This window comes from Ruegeria sp. AL7 (assembly GCF_056536105.1).
Map to the genome: position 1 here is coordinate 712,799 of NZ_JBQFJF010000001.1, position 15,082 is coordinate 727,880.

The following is a 15,082-nucleotide window of genomic DNA, read 5'->3' on the forward strand; positions in this document are numbered from 1 at the left end:
GGGAAGGTTAGGGTATCCTCAATCATTCGTTTTCAGTTCGTCAATCAACTTGTAATCCGTGGGCGGGTCATCACAAACGCCCGGTCCGCATTCCAGCAGAGTTGAACCGGCGTTCAGTACGGCAAGTGCCAGCATGACAAAGAAGGCGGTTTTGGCCAGCTTGTTTCCCCCAAAACGTACCTCGCTGGCCGCGCCCGAGTCATATTGGCGATCAAACAGCAGCATGAACGAAGTACCCAGCAGGACAAGGAAAAAGGCGATGCCCGCCCAAGTGTAATAGTGCAGCCCCAGAACGGGCGATCCGTAGTGGCCGGTTCCAGGCACAATGTGCAACAGGATTTGCCGGATCGAAACACTGCCGCCATACAAAGCTGCAATCAGCATGATGGCATAGTGCTGCGGTCGCGCGCCATAAAGCAGGTTCAGGCCCAGCCCGACGCCGACGGCTACAAAGCCGACACGCTGCAACAGGCAAAGCGGGCAGGGCAGTTCGTAAAGGACAAGTTGATAGAAGAACGCCAGCGCCAGAACGAGACTGACGGCCAGCATTCCGATCGCGTTTAGTGTACGTGACAGTTCGGGTGTCATGATGAGGCCCTCAAAGCTGAATTGTCAGCTGACTGGTGGCGTGGAATTTCAACCAGTAGATACTCAGGGCTATCGTAAGGAAGAACAGCGCATTGCCTGCCTTCGTCATGTTGAAATAGTTGAGCCCCATCGTGGCAGTAAGTAACGCAAATAAAAGCGCAATCATGGCCCGGTGCTCCCCTCCCGTGCACATATCTTTATGCAAACGATAGTGTCAGGCCGGGTGGCATCTGGCAAGCGGCGCGGTAATTTGGGGACTATTCTTAATGTCCGCTAGTTACACAGGACGATGTCCGTTTGCCATTCCTGACCGCGCAGGTGCAGATCGCCAGGTAACGGCGCATCCGTGTAAATCGCATCGATTTCAGCCAAAGAAGCGATGCGCGCCGGGGCCGAGCGGTAAAACTTTGAATGGTCGGCAACCAGAAATGTGCGGCGTGCCTGCGCAATGATGGTCTGGCTGACTTGTACCTCCTGAAAGTCGAAGTCCAGAAGATCTCCGTCAGTGTCCAAAGCTGAACAGCCGATTACGGCAAGGTCAAATTTGAATTGCCGAATGGTCGATACGGTCAGATTTCCGATCAACCCGCCGTCGGTGCGCCGCAGAACGCCACCGGCCATGACGACCTCACAATCCGGGTTCTCAATCAGAATGTTTGCGACATTCATGTTGTTGGTCACAACCATCAGATTCTTGTGGATCAGCAATTGCCGCGCCACGGCCTCGGTCGAGGTTCCGATGTTCATGAAGATCGATGCGCCGTCGGGGATATCGGTGGCGCAAGCCTGTGCGATACGGGTCTTGGCGTCGGCGTTCAGGGCACGGCGGTCTTCATAGCCGATGTTTGACACGCCCGAGCGAAGCACCGCGCCGCCATGCACCCGATCCAGTTTACCTGCCTCGGCCAACTCGGTCAGGTCGCGCCGGATCGTCTGGACCGTGACACCAAATCTTTCGGCCAACCCGTCAACGGTGACGCGGCCTTCGGCCCCGGCAATGTCCAGAATGTCAGATTGGCGGAAAGATAGGGACATGGTGTTTCCAAACTTGAAGTGTTCCTTTCGTTTTTGTTCTTTTTGGCCGATTTTGCAAGGAAGGTATTAGAAAATTTCAGGTTCATGTTGCAAAACGAAAAAAATCGAACATAAACATTGACCATACGAAGGATGTTCTGGCAAATGCCTATCATCCATCCTGACAAGGAATCATTGGCATGCAGTCAGCGGACGTTCAGACAACGGACCTTTTTATCATCGGTGGTGGGATCAATGGTTGCGGCATCGCTCGGGATGCTGCTGGTCGCGGGCTGTCAGTTGCTTTGGCAGAGATGAATGATCTGGCCTCGGCCACGTCATCAGCCTCGACGAAATTGTTTCATGGCGGTTTGCGCTATCTGGAGTATTTCGAAATCCGTCTGGTCCGTGAGGCTCTGATCGAGCGTGAAACCCTGTTGCGCGCGATGCCGCATATCAGCTGGCCGATGCGCTTTGTGCTGCCCTACCACAAGGACATGCGGTTTGACTCGGAAACGCCGACCTCCCGGCTGCTCAGTACGGTCATGCCGTGGATGCGGGGGCGGCGTCCGGCTTGGCTGATCCGGTTGGGTTTGTTCATGTATGACAATCTGGGTGGCCGCAAAATTCTGCCGGGCACCACATCACTGAACCTGCGATCGGCTCCGGAAGGCGTCCCGTTACAGGACAAGTTCGAAACGGCTTATGAATACTCTGATTGCTGGATCGAAGATTCACGGTTGGTGGTCCTGAATGCCCGCGACGCCGAGGCGCGCGGTGCGCAGATCATGGTGCGAACCGAGGTGATTTCGGCCGAGCGGGTGGACGACCTTTGGCAGATATCCATTCGTAATCGCAACAGCGGCGAAACCCGTCTTGTCCGGGCCAGAATGCTGATCAACGCGGGTGGCCCTTGGGTCGGTGACATCATCCAGACCAAGATCCGTGTCAACTCACGCGAGGGTGTTCGGCTTGTTCGGGGCAGCCATATTGTGACGCCCCGGCTGTATGACCACGACAAGTGCTATTTTTTTCAAGGCGAAGACGGCCGCATCATTTTCGCCATACCATACGAGCAGGATTTTACCCTGATCGGCACAACGGATCAGGATCACCCAGACCCTGACACGAAACCCGTCTGTACCGAGGCCGAGCAGGAGTATCTGTGCGCTTTCGCATCGAAGTATTTCAAGCGCGCTGTGACCCGCGAAGATGTTGTGTGGACCTATTCCGGTGTGCGGCCGCTTTATGATGACGGCGCCAGCAGTGCCACCGCCGCAACGCGGGATTACACGCTGAAGGTCGATGCGCAGGGTGGGGCGCCTGTATTGAACGTGTTTGGCGGCAAGATCACCACCTATCGACGGCTTGCGGAAAGTGCTCTGGAGAAGGTTGGTGAATTTTTTCCGAATATGCCGGGCCCCTGGACCGCCGGTGTGACGCTGCCGGGCGGTGACTTTCCGGTTGACGCTGTTGAAGCCCTGACTGATCAGCTTCAGGCCGCGTATCCGTTTCTGGGTGCCGCCTGGGCTGCACGCCTGATCAGGGCCTATGGAACCGAAGCAACAGATGTCCTTGGGGATGCGCAGCAGCTGTCTGATCTGGGTGAGGATTTTGGCGCAACCCTGACCGCGCGGGAGGTCGCGTGGCTGATCGACAAGGAATATGCACGGACCGCCGAAGATGTCGTCTGGAGGCGCAACAAGCTGGGCCTGCGACTGAGTGCGGAGCAGATCGCGCGGATCGACGGTTGGATGGCTGAACGGCTGGCCCCCGGCAAGGCCTGATCCATCTTTCTATCCTCTTGGCGGGTGATGCGTGTTGTGCTAGCCGTTGGTCACGGTCGGCAGACACCGAGGCGTCGCTGCTCTTACCCAGAGTGCTAAACCTGCCAATGTATGTGAAACTATCGCAACCATCAGGGCGTTGTTTCGTCAAGTCAGCGACCAACGATCGCGCAAACGCCCGATATGGATTTGTGATGAGCAAAACTCCTGTACCCTTGCACGCCGATGATTTGACCGGATTCGTGCGCACCCTGTCCCAACAGCTTGGCGACTCCAGCCCGTCGCACCTGACACTGATGAATATGGTCGCTCGTGCCGCCGGGTTTCAGAACGTGCAACATATGCGCGCCACCAGTGCTGCTGCCAGGCGGATCAAGGCCCGTCCGAAACAACCGGCTGCTGAAATGCGCACGGTTGAGCGTACATTGCACCTGTTCGACGCACAAGGCAGGCTTCGACAATGGCCGTCAAAACGATCGGTGCAGACTTTGTCTTTGTGGGGGCTCTGGTCTGCGGTACCGGCAGCCGCGGTGCTGCAAGAGGGTGAGGTCAACACGTGCCTCAATGCCGAACATTGTTTTGATGACCCTGCAACCCTGCGCCGGACCATGATTTCATGTGGGCTGCTGACACGGAACCGGGATGGATCGGATTATCGCCGGGTCGAGCAGGCACCGACACCAGAGGCAAAGGTGGTGATCCGCGAACTCTCTGAACGGCGGCGGGAAAGATCAGACTGACACCAGAAAAAAGCCCCGCTGATGGGCGGGGCTTTGATCGGATCAGGCCGCTTCTTCTGAAGGGCCGGGATCGTTTTTACTGCCTTTCAGCCACTCGCGCATGCTTTGCATCAGAGCGTAGAGGACAGGCACCACGATTACGCCAACCAGCGTCGCGGCCAACATGCCACCGAACACGGCGACACCGATGGCTTTTTGGCTGGCCGCACCCGCACCATTGGCAGCCAGCAGCGGTACGACGCCTAGCAGGAAAGACAGGGCGGTCATCATGACAGCGCGGAACCGCTGATGAGCTGCCTCGACGGCAGCGTCCTTGATCGAAAGACCCTTGGCGCGCTGTTCCATTGCAAACTCGACGATCAGAATGCCGTTCTTCGAAGCAAGGCCCACCAGCATGATCATACCGATCTGCGTATAGAGGTTGATGTCACTGCCAACGATGGCAACCGCGGCCACCGCCCCGAACAGGGCCACGACCACAGACAGCAGGATCGAGACCGGCATAGTCCAGCTTTCATACTGTCCAACCAGAAACAGGTAACCGAATAGGATAGCCAGCCCCAGAATGACGATCACCAAGCTGCCGGACGCCAATTGTTGTTGTGCCGTTCCCGTCCATTCGAACGAGTATCCCGGCGGCAGAGCCGAAGCAGAGACCTCTGTCATCGCTGTGATCGCATCGCCGCTGGACAGGCCCGGCGCTGGCACCGCTGTCACCGTTGCCGACCGGAACAGGTTATGCCGCTTCAGCAGAACCGGCCCCAAAACGTTTTCCACGTCAATCAGGGTACCCAATGGCACCATGTCGCCCTTCTGTGAACGCACATAGAGGCTGGCAATGTCATCGACATTGTCGCGATAGCTGCCTTCCGCCTGGATCATTACGCGATAGACGCGACCAAACAGGTTGAAGTCGTTGACATAATACGACCCCAGCTGGGCCTGCATGGTCTGGAAGATTTCAGCCACCGAGATGTCCAGTGTCTTGGCTTTCTCGCGGTCCAGATCCACGAACAGCTGCGGAACGTTGGCACGGAATGTCGTATAGGCTTGCCCGATCTCGGGTCGTTGGTTGGCCGAATAGACAAACGACCCCACAGCCGATGCCAGATCCTGCGGTGAACCGCCACCGGTTTGCTGCACCTCCATCTCGACCCCGGCCGACATGCCGAGACCCTGAATTGGTGGCGGGTTGAAGGCAACGGTCGAGGCTGCGGTCTCATTATTCGCGATGGCCAGCACCTTAGCCAAAATGGCTTCGGCGCTCAGGTTTTCCTCCTGCCGTTCGCTCCAGTTGTCGAGGTTCACGAAGATCGCAGCGCCGTTGGTGATTGTGCCGTTCAGCAATGAGAAGCCATTGATCAGAACGGTGCTGGACACACCCGGGATCTCGCGTATCTGGTCATCAAGGCGCTTTGTCACGGCCTCGGTCCGTTCCAGCGTCGCGGCGTCAGGCAGTTGCACGTCGACAAAGAGATAGCCATTGTCTTCCAGCGGGATGAACCCGGCGGACGTGTTCGACATGATTGCCCCTGTTCCCATGCCGAGACCAACCACGATGGCCAGCGCGATAGCCGGAAAGACAAGCAGTTTGCGCACAATAGCGACATAGCAGTTACGAACGCCACCAATGAAGTTTTCGAACAGCGCAAGCAGCCCTTTGGGCGGCCCTGAGCGGGCCTTAAGGACCAGCCCGCACAGGGCAGGTGACAGTGTCAGCGCGTTGATGGACGAGATCACAACAGCGGTCGAGATCGTGACAGCGAACTGAGAGTACAACCGCCCTGAGATGCCCGGCATGAATGTCACCGGCACGAAAACCGCCAACAGAACCAGCGTGGTCGCGATGACCGGGCCTGTGATCTGCCCCATTGCCTTACGGGTGGCTTCTGCCGGGGGCAGCCCCTCATCAGCGATGATGCGCTCGACGTTTTCAACCACGACAATGGCGTCATCAACCACGATGCCGATGGCCAAAACCAGTGCGAACAGCGAGATCGTGTTCAAAGACATGCCGAAGGCCAGCAAGAAAGCAAACGTGCCAATCAGTGAGACCGGGATGGCAACCGCCGGAATGATCGTGGCACGCCAACTGCCGAGGAACACAAAAACGACCGAGATCACAAGTGTGAAGGTCAGGATCAGTGTGGAAACAACGTCATTCAACGAGGCTTCGACAAAGTCGGTCGTGTTGAAGGGGACATCATATTCGACATCCGACGGGAATGCGCGGGACAGCCGCTCCAGTTCCGCCTGCACGCGCTCTGAAACGGCGAGGGCGTTTGCGCCGGGGGCTTGATAGATGCCGATGACGGTGGCAGGCACGGCCTGAAAATAGCCGGATGCCGAGTAGAACTGTGCGCCAAGCTCAACCCGGGCGATGTCCCTTACGCGGACAATTGCGCCAGCATCTCCGGTACGGATCACGATATCGCCAAATTCTTCGGCGGATGTCAGTCGCCCTTTGGACTTGATCGTGTATTGAAAGGTCTGGCCTTCGGGAACAGGTGGCGCACCGATCGAACCGGCGGACACTTCGATATTCTGTTCGCGGATCGCGTTGATTACATCGCCTGGTGTGATGGACAGGGCTGCCATCTTGTCAGGGTCCATCCAGACCCGCATGGCGTATTCAAGGTTGGTCAGAACATCAGCCTTACCCACGCCTTGCACACGCGCCAGCGCATCGCGCAGGTTGATTGAGGCATAGTTGGAAAGAAACACGCTGTCATAGGTGCCATTGGGCGAGGTCAGCGTGACCAGCATCAGCATATTGGTCGACGATTTTTGTGTGACAACGCCCGAAGATGTCACTTCGGCGGGCAACGACGACATTGCCTGCGCCACCCGGTTCTGCACGTTGACCGAGGCGATATCGGGGTCGGTGCCAACTTCGAAGGTTACGTCCAACGAATACGAGCCGTTGTCAGACGATCTGGACGTCATGTAGATCATGTCGTCCACACCGTTGACCTGCGCCTCGATCGGTGCGGCAACGGTGTTTTCCACTGTCTCCGCATTTGCGCCGGTGTATTTGGTGGAGACGTTGACCACGGGCGGGGTAATGTCCGGGAACTGCGCGACCGGCAGCACCAGATAACCGATGCCACCCATGATGGTCAGCACCAGCGAGATGACAAACGCCAGCTTTGGCCGGCTGATGAACAGGGCTGAGAACATCGATTACTCTCCCGGCTGTTCAGAGGCGACGACCGCGTCAACAGCCACGCCGGGGCGGACCCGTTGCAGGCCCTCGACAATCACGCTTTCGCCTTCACGCAAACCTTCGGTAACGATGATGGCGGTACCTTCCGTGTTGCCTGTGGTGATGTATCGCTGCTCCACCATCTGTTTGTCGTTTACTACAAGCACAAAGTCACCGCGCTGGTCGCGTTGCAGCGCAGCTTGCGGCACCAGAACTTGCAAGGTCGGTTGCAACGCTTCGATCTGCACATTCACGAATGCACCGTCCAGGATCAAACGGTCGGCATTTTCGAACTGGGCGCGCATTGTGATCGCGCCGGTCAACGGGTCGATACGATTGTCAACAAATACGATCCTGCCCGTTTCATCCAGCTTTGTTCCATTTGGCAGCGTGATATGCACATTGGGGCTTTGCGGGCTGTCCGCAAGAGAAGCGGAATTTGCGCCAACGGTCTGAAGAACCGAAGTAAAGAGTTTTTCGTTGAGCGAGAAATTCACATAGATCGGCGTCTCGCTTACAATGTTCACCAGCGGCGGGTTGGTCGGGCCGACCACATCACCGACACTGGTGGTGATGCTGCCTATACGTCCATCAAAAGGCGCGTGGATCTGTGTATAGCTGAGGTCCAGTTCGGCCTGCTGGATCGCTGCATTTGCGGCCTTGACCTGAGCCTCGGCGACCAGTTCGTTGGCCCGCGCGATGTCGCGTTCGGATTCAGGTGTCGCGTCGCGCTTGTAAAGCTCTTCCTTACGCGCCAGGTCCACCTTGGCCAACTCAAGATTAGCCTCGGCCCGGTTCAGATCGGCTTTTCGGGCCTCCAATGTCGCCTCGTAAAGGTCAGGTTCGATGGTGAACAACAGGTCGCCTTCCTTGACCGTAGCCCCATCCTCGACATTCCGGCTGTTGAGAAAACCGTTCACGCGGGCCACGATATCGACCTTATTGATCGCCTGAGCGCGCCCTATGAAGGAAGCCTCGTCGGTGATTTCCTCGGTGTAGGCGGCCGCAATCGTAACTTTCGGTGCCGCCCCTTCGTCCTGTGCAGTTGCAGGTTGGGCCAGTCCCAGGGATATCAGCAATAATGCGGTGGCGATTGGATTGCGGACCTGAGTTAGAAAAGGGAAAACTTGGGACATGGCGAAAGCCTCGTGCATTTCAGAAACAATTGGTGTCCATCCCGGCGGTCACAAACGCGCGAGTCGACAAAACTTGTTTGCAGGATGGCTTGTTTGCCACGAATTCTCAAGCGCGATGAATCCCGAGGTGGTTTGCGATGACGCCAAAAATTACAGCAACTAAGCTGGTTTAGGTGTCGGCCCGTTCCGAGGTGCCGAACGAAAACAGGGGCCAACGGCCCCCGTTCGAGCTTTCGAATATCAGGGCGGTCAGCCGCGTTTACCGGCGAATTTTGCCTGCCATTCTTCGCGCTGTTCGTCTGTGATCTTGGCGAACAGAACGTCTGGCACGGTAAAGTCGTGACCCGCGGGTAGCGCGTTCAACGCTGCGGCCACGTCTTCCGGCCAGCTGGTGTCGAGCGTGTTCATGGCGCTTAGCATCTTGGCCGAGGTATCAGGGATGAACGGCGCGCTGAGCACGGCATAGAACCGGATCAGGTTCAGGCCCAGGCGTACTTGTGCAGCGGCCTGTTTGGGGTCTTCCTTGAAGGTTGACCACGGTGCCGCTGCTTGCAGGTATTCGTTGCCAGCCACCCAGATGGCACGCAGTTCCTGAGCCGACTTGCGGACATCCATTGCTTCCATATGCGCCTCGTAAGCGCGGACGCGTTTGGTGAGTTCGTCGATCAGAGCGTTCTCACGCTCGCCAAAGTCACCGCCTTCGGGCACCACCTCACCGAATTTCGAGCGGCAGAACTTGGTGATGCGGCTGACGAAGTTGCCTAGAACATCGGCCAGATCCTTGTTCACCGATTGTTGGAAGTTCTCCCACGTGAACTCGCTGTCGCTGCTTTCCGGCGCATGGCTCAGCAGCCACCACCGCCAGTAGTCGGCTGGCAGAATCTCGAGCGCCTGATCCATAAAAACGCCACGCCCCTGCGAGGTCGAGAACTGGCCGCCGTCGTAATTCAGGTAGTTGAAGGATTTCAGGTGGTCGACCATTTTCCACGGCTCGCCCGACCCCAGAATAGTGGCGGGGAAAGAAAGCGTGTGAAACGGCACGTTGTCCTTGCCCATGAACTGGACATATCGCACATCGTCCGCACCCTTATCGGTACGCCACCAGCGTTCCCACTCGGAATCGGGTTTCCCGGTCGAATCCGCCCATTCCTTGGCACAGGCGATGTATTCAATCGGCGCATCGAACCAGACATAGAACACCTTGCCTTCCATACCGGGCCAGTCCTGTTCGCCTTTCTTGACCGGAACGCCCCAGTCCAGATCGCGGGTGATCCCCCGGTCTTGCAGCCCGTCGCCATCATGCAGCCATTTCTTGGCAATGGATGTGGTCAGGATCGGCCAGTCAGTTTTGCTGTCAATCCAGGCATCCAGCTGATGCTTCATCGCCGATTGGCGCAGATAGAGGTGCTTGGTCTCACGCACTTCCAGATCGGTGGAGCCCGAAATGGCCGAGCGCGGTTCAATCAGGTCGGTCGGATCCAACTGCTTGGTGCAGTTTTCACACTGGTCGCCACGTGCGTTCTCATACCCGCAATTGGGGCAGGTGCCCTCGATATAGCGGTCGGGAAGAAAGCGACCATCTGCGTTGGAATAGATTTGCTTTTCCGTGACCTCGCGGATCAACCCGGCCGCATCCAGTTTCCCGGCGAAATGTTGGGTCAGCTTTTTGTTCTGCTCGCTGGATGAGCGGCCAAAGTGGTCAAAGCTCATCCCAAAACGCTTGGCGATGTCGGCCTGAATTTCGTACATGCCCGCGCAATACTCGGCCACCGGCTTTCCAGCTTTGGCAGCGGCCAGTTCGGCCGGGGTGCCGTGTTCGTCGGTGGCACACAGGAACATGACCTCGTTCCCCCGGCCACGCTGGTAGCGTGCATACAAGTCGGCAGGCAGTTGCGAGCCGATCAGATTGCCGAGATGCTTGATCCCATTGATGTAAGGGATCGCCGAGGTGATGAGAATCCGAGCCATATTCCGTTTCCGCGTATCTAACTGCGCGTTCGTCTAACCTAAGTCACCGCTCAGCAAAAGCCCGGTTTCGTAGATGACTGGAATAACTCTGATTTGTAACGCGCGCCTGATAGGGCGACCCAGCCGCCGATGGCCGTTGTCAACCGGTCAGATTGTGGTCAGCCAATACGCAGACTCTGCGCAATGCAGGGCTGCGGGTCCGCTTTTCATTCCTCGCGGGCGCGTTTCAGCAACCTTCCGACCGTAAAGGATGTACGCGGTGCGTAGACGTAATTGGTTCTCTCCGCGGGTGTTGGACGCGACCGCATCCGGGCCAGGCCGAAGCCGATCAGGAATATGTGGCCGACCGCGACAAATGCAAACAGCGCGCTGGGTCCAAAATCCTGGATCAGTGTTGACGTGATATAGGGTGACGCAATAGCCCCCAGCGCGTACCAGAACATCAAGGCGGCAGACAACTCGACCCTTTGTTCGGTTGTCGCAAAATCGTTGGCATGTGCGGATGACACCGAAAAGATTGGGAATGTCGTGAACCCAAAAAGCGCCGCTGCAAGCATGACACCGACGGTTCCCGTGTCGCTTGCCGCCATTGTGACCCCGCAGCTTAGTACCGCCGCGACCGAAAGCCAGATCAAGACCCAGCGCCGGTCGTATTTGTCCGCGAGCCATCCCATCGGATACTGCGCCAGCGCCCCGCCCAGAACGAAAGAGGCGAGGAAGAAGGCGATTTGATCCACTCCCAACCCGACTTCCTGACCGTAGACGGGCCCGACCATTCGGAAAGATGCTGAACTGAGTGCCGAAACAATGACGCCCGCAACGGCCAACGGCGAACTGTGCCATGCCAGTTTCGGGCGCAGGCGCGGGGCGTCGGGCGTCTTCGGCTGACTTGCGCGTGTCAGTGTCAGCGGCAGCAATGAGGCGCAGCAAAGGATCGCCAAGAGGTTATAGGAAACATACGAGGCGGGTGGCAGGACGGCGATGATCAACTGAGCACTCAGCGAGGCACCCATATCGACGATGCGATAGGTGCCCATGGCTCGTCCACGTGTCTCATTGGTCACTTTTGCATTCAGCCAGGCTTCGATGACGGTGTAACTACCTGCCACACATGTGCCCGAGGCGATGCGCAACGCCGCCCATACATAAGGATTGTCTGTCAGGGTGTGCCCGATCAACCCCATCGCGCCCAGCGCTGTGCATACGGCAAATGCGCGGGAATGCCCGACACTGCCCATCAGACGCGGCGCCCACCAGCAACCTATGAAAAAGCCAAGGAAATGCGCTGAACCCAGCATACCGATCTGTTCGGTCGAAAAGCTTAAGGTGATCCCGGAAATGGCATCAAGTGGCCCGACGCCGCCCGTTGAAAGCTGAAGCAGAATGACCGAAAGAAACAGGGCGGCAAATGAAATGATCGTGCGCATGGTTTTCTCAGATAGGCGGCGTCACCGGACAATGCGCGCAACTATTCGACTTTATCCAGTCGTTTTTTGCTTTTTGTCGATTAGGTTGCACGAATGATCTCGGCACGTATGTCCAGTCCGACGTTTTGTCCTACCAGATCGGGATAACCCGAGGCACCGAAATCGTGCCGGTTCAATGTCCCGGTCAAACCTATGGACAGGCGGTTGAGGTCGTTCGCGGCTGTTCCGGGCTGGCGGTATAGGTTGGCATCCAAAGTTATGGGGTGCGTCACATCTCGGATACTCAGTTCCCCCGTGACACGAGCACCATTCGACATGCGCCCATCGGCCCCCAATTGAATGTCAGTCGATACGAATTGAATTGTCGGGTAGGTTTCGGCGCCCAAAACACCGGGGCCGAGCATCGGCATGCGGGCAAAGGGCAAGCGTGTTCTGGCCTTGTTGACATCCAGCACCACCGTGACCCGGCTGTTTTGCAGGCGGTGTATGTCAATCTGTACGTCCGCCTGCCGAATCGGCATTGATCCGGTCTGAGGGATACCTGACAGATCAAAGGTAAAACCAACCACGGTGGCTTTCGTTGACAAAATGTATGGCTGCAACGCGGCTTGCACCGTACGGGCCAAAGGCAGAGCCACCATCCCTGCAAGCACCAAGCGGCGGGTCAGGTGTGTCACGCCATGACCGTGTCCCGTCTGGGGCGGGATCTTTTGATCAACATCAGAACGATGGCAATGTTCAAACCGTTCCAAAGAATTCCGTTGACGAAGGCCAGTTGGTAACTTCCGGTGACATCGTAAATCCAGCCTGACATCCATCCGCCAAGCGCCATGCCAAGGATGGTCATCATCAGGACGAATCCGACCCGCGCCCCGGCGTCCTGCGGCGGCATGTATTCACGGACAACCAAAGCGTAGCTGGGCACGATGCCACCCTGTGCCAGACCGAACAGCAAGCTGATCACATAAAGTGAGACCATCCCGTCATATGGCAGGAACAGGAACAGGGCGATGCACTGCAAGACTGAGCCGATCAAGAGCGTCATGACGCCGCCCAGACGGTCGGCCAACAGGCCCGAGAGAATACGGCTGGCGACGCCACCTAGCAGCATCAGCGATAGCATTTCGGCCCCCACTGCGGGGCCGTATCCCAGCCCGACGCAATACGACACGATATGGACCTGTGGCATGGACATCGCTACGCAGCATCCAATACCAGCCAGGCCAAGGATGTACTGTAACACGCGTGGTGAAACGCCGACAGTGCGCGCGTTGATCCGGGCTGTGGCCGCGGCTGTGCTGTGTGCTTCGACCGGGACCTGACGACGCAACAGCAAGGACAGGGGGATGACAACCAGCAGCGTCAATAGCGCCAATGTCAGGTAGACCTGTTGCCAGCCATCCCGTAACAGAATGCCGGACAGCAGGGTGGGCCAGATTGCGCCAGAGATATAGTTTCCGCTGGCCACCAATGCGACGGCGAACCCACGCCGCTTCATGAACCAGTGCGAGATATCGGCGATCAAGGGGCCAAACCCGATCGACGTTCCCAGCCCGACCAGCAGATGCGCCGCAGATAGTAGTGTTATATTCGGGGCCAGCGTTGCCAATAGATAGCTGAAGGCGCTTAATACAGCGGCGCCGATCAGGGCGCGTGTCACGCCCAGCCGGTCCACCAGTTGTCCTAGCCACATATTGCCCAGCGCAAATCCGATCATCGTAAGCGTATATGGCATCGAGGCTTCAGCGCGACTGGCGCCGAATTCTGCTTCGACAGTAGGCATGACCACGATGACCGCCCACATCCCTACATTCGCCACAGTTGCGATGGCGAGCGTGATCAGAAGGCGAATCCAGGAATAGCGGCTGTCATGGATCGGATGGCGCATGCGGCGACGCTAGGGTGCGATCCGGAGTTTGGCGAGTCACATCTTGCGTGATCCTTGCGGCTTCACGTCAGAATGTCCTCTGTTTCAATGCGTTTCAGGTGCAGACCGGTGCGGGCAGCAGTCTGAGTGGCCTGCCAGCTGACCGGGGGCAGGGCGCGGGCGCGGCGGCGGGTCAGGGTCCAGTGCCTGGCATCCCCCTGATGGGCGGCGGCCATGTGCCAGCGTGTCTCAACCCCTTGTGCGCCGCCATCACCGGGCGTCAGCAGCAAGCCAAGCGGGGCTTGGCCCATCGTACCGCCTTGTTCTGCGGCCAGATGCATCCGCCGCACCGGCGTCAGCCCCGGCGCGCCGGGCAGGTCGCCTATGATCAGCGGGATGGCCCCGCTGCGCAGCGCCTCTTCAATACACCATAGCAGATCTTCGGCGCGGGTGGGGTGGACGAACAGAAAACGCGCCGGATCAGCAAAGGCCATCATTCCGTCGGGGTTCAGTTGGGCGGGCTCCCACGCGGGGGAAATCCACAGCACGGGACCCTGTGTCTGACCGGCCAGCCAGATGGCAAAGCTGCGTCGGGCGGGGCCGCAAGCCTCGTGCACGCGACCCGGTTGCAGGGTGATCTGCGAATGGAGATTTATCCCCGGGATCTGACGTGCAGGTTTGGGACCAAGAAGCTGAGCAGACATGCCCGCAAGCTATCATGTTCCACTTTTGTTCTCAAGAGGTGAGGAGCATCAACGGGACAGGATCAGCTTGCCATCCGCAAACTGAATGCTTGAAAAACGGTGCAGATATTCCATCCCCAAAAGAGACTTATCCAGTTCGCCCTCGTTGACCCAGGCCGAAACGTTCTGATCCGTAATGGGTCCTATCGTCAGGGTCTCAAGCCGCACCGGCGCGGTACGCACCTCACCGTTTGCAGTCAAGGCGCGCCCGAAATAGTTCAGCTGATCGGGATCAATGCCTGCCCGTTTGGCATCCCGCGCGTTCAACACGATCTGGCTGGCACCGGTGTCGACAAGAAAGGTGATCAGCTCACCATTCACCAGAACCGGAAGGTAATAATGGCCATCATAAGCGCGGGGAACCTCAACCGAGTTACCGGTGACACTCATCTGCGGCGCGGGAGCGACCGAGGAACGAATATCCTCCCACAGACCGACCAGTGCAATGACCCCGACAAAAATGAACACCCATGCCATGACCTGCTGAAACGTCTTGCCAAGCGACTGCCGATTATGCGTGACAAACCACATCAGCAGCGCCGCCCCCAGCAGGGCCAGATAGATCAGGCGTCCAATATCGAAACTGTCCATGCGGTTCCCGGAAATC

Annotated in this window: 13 protein-coding genes; 2 read left to right on the forward strand and 11 right to left on the reverse strand. The window is 57.8% G+C overall.

Going from position 1 to position 15,082, the window contains the following annotated elements:
* Window positions 1-18: 18 nt before the first annotated feature.
* From ACR3E2_RS03565 to ACR3E2_RS03575, 3 genes are all read right to left on the reverse strand, one after another.
* Window positions 19-588: a disulfide bond formation protein B gene (locus ACR3E2_RS03565; RefSeq protein WP_480472351.1), complete on the reverse strand. Its 570-nt coding sequence runs from the start codon at window positions 586-588 to the stop codon at window positions 19-21.
* Window positions 589-598: 10 nt separating this feature from the next.
* Window positions 599-754, reverse strand: coding sequence for a DUF5993 family protein (locus ACR3E2_RS03570; protein WP_209595994.1), 156 nt, complete (start codon window positions 752-754; stop codon window positions 599-601).
* Between the two features lie 107 nt (window positions 755-861).
* Window positions 862-1,623: a DeoR/GlpR family DNA-binding transcription regulator gene (locus ACR3E2_RS03575; protein ID WP_480481285.1), complete on the reverse strand. Its 762-nt coding sequence runs from the start codon at window positions 1,621-1,623 to the stop codon at window positions 862-864.
* 179 nt (window positions 1,624-1,802) lie between these two features.
* Between ACR3E2_RS03575 and glpD the strand changes: the two genes are divergently transcribed.
* Window positions 1,803-3,389, forward strand: coding sequence for a glycerol-3-phosphate dehydrogenase (glpD, locus tag ACR3E2_RS03580; RefSeq protein ID WP_480481283.1), 1,587 nt, complete (start codon window positions 1,803-1,805; stop codon window positions 3,387-3,389).
* 194 nt (window positions 3,390-3,583) lie between these two features.
* Window positions 3,584-4,129, forward strand: coding sequence for a DUF2087 domain-containing protein (locus tag ACR3E2_RS03585; protein ID WP_480481281.1), 546 nt, complete (start codon window positions 3,584-3,586; stop codon window positions 4,127-4,129).
* A gap of 42 nt (window positions 4,130-4,171) precedes the next feature.
* Here ACR3E2_RS03585 and ACR3E2_RS03590 read toward each other — a convergent pair whose 3' ends face one another.
* The 8 genes from ACR3E2_RS03590 to ACR3E2_RS03625 form a co-directional block, all read right to left on the reverse strand.
* Complete coding sequence (locus tag ACR3E2_RS03590; RefSeq protein ID WP_480481279.1) at window positions 4,172-7,309, reverse strand: efflux RND transporter permease subunit; 3,138 nt, start codon at window positions 7,307-7,309, stop codon at window positions 4,172-4,174.
* A 3-nt stretch (window positions 7,310-7,312) separates the two neighbouring features.
* Complete coding sequence (locus ACR3E2_RS03595) at window positions 7,313-8,470, reverse strand: efflux RND transporter periplasmic adaptor subunit (RefSeq protein ID WP_480481277.1); 1,158 nt, start codon at window positions 8,468-8,470, stop codon at window positions 7,313-7,315.
* Between the two features lie 249 nt (window positions 8,471-8,719).
* Complete coding sequence (gene metG / locus ACR3E2_RS03600; protein WP_480481275.1) at window positions 8,720-10,438, reverse strand: methionine--tRNA ligase; 1,719 nt, start codon at window positions 10,436-10,438, stop codon at window positions 8,720-8,722.
* 206 nt (window positions 10,439-10,644) lie between these two features.
* The gene (locus ACR3E2_RS03605; RefSeq protein WP_480481273.1) at window positions 10,645-11,865 is read right to left on the reverse strand and encodes an MFS transporter; all 1,221 of its coding nucleotides are present in this window, start codon (window positions 11,863-11,865) and stop codon (window positions 10,645-10,647) included.
* Window positions 11,866-11,945: 80 nt separating this feature from the next.
* A complete protein-coding gene (locus tag ACR3E2_RS03610; protein ID WP_480481271.1) occupies window positions 11,946-12,542 on the reverse strand; it encodes a YceI family protein in 597 nt (198 codons plus the stop codon).
* A complete protein-coding gene (locus ACR3E2_RS03615; protein ID WP_480481269.1) occupies window positions 12,539-13,753 on the reverse strand; it encodes an MFS transporter in 1,215 nt (404 codons plus the stop codon). Before ACR3E2_RS03615 ends, ACR3E2_RS03610 begins: the two co-directional genes overlap by 4 nt.
* 62 nt (window positions 13,754-13,815) lie before the next feature.
* Window positions 13,816-14,436: an ImuA family protein gene (locus tag ACR3E2_RS03620; RefSeq protein ID WP_480481267.1), complete on the reverse strand. Its 621-nt coding sequence runs from the start codon at window positions 14,434-14,436 to the stop codon at window positions 13,816-13,818.
* A 48-nt stretch (window positions 14,437-14,484) separates the two neighbouring features.
* Complete coding sequence (locus ACR3E2_RS03625; RefSeq protein WP_480481265.1) at window positions 14,485-15,066, reverse strand: retropepsin-like aspartic protease family protein; 582 nt, start codon at window positions 15,064-15,066, stop codon at window positions 14,485-14,487.
* Window positions 15,067-15,082: the final 16 nt, after the last annotated feature.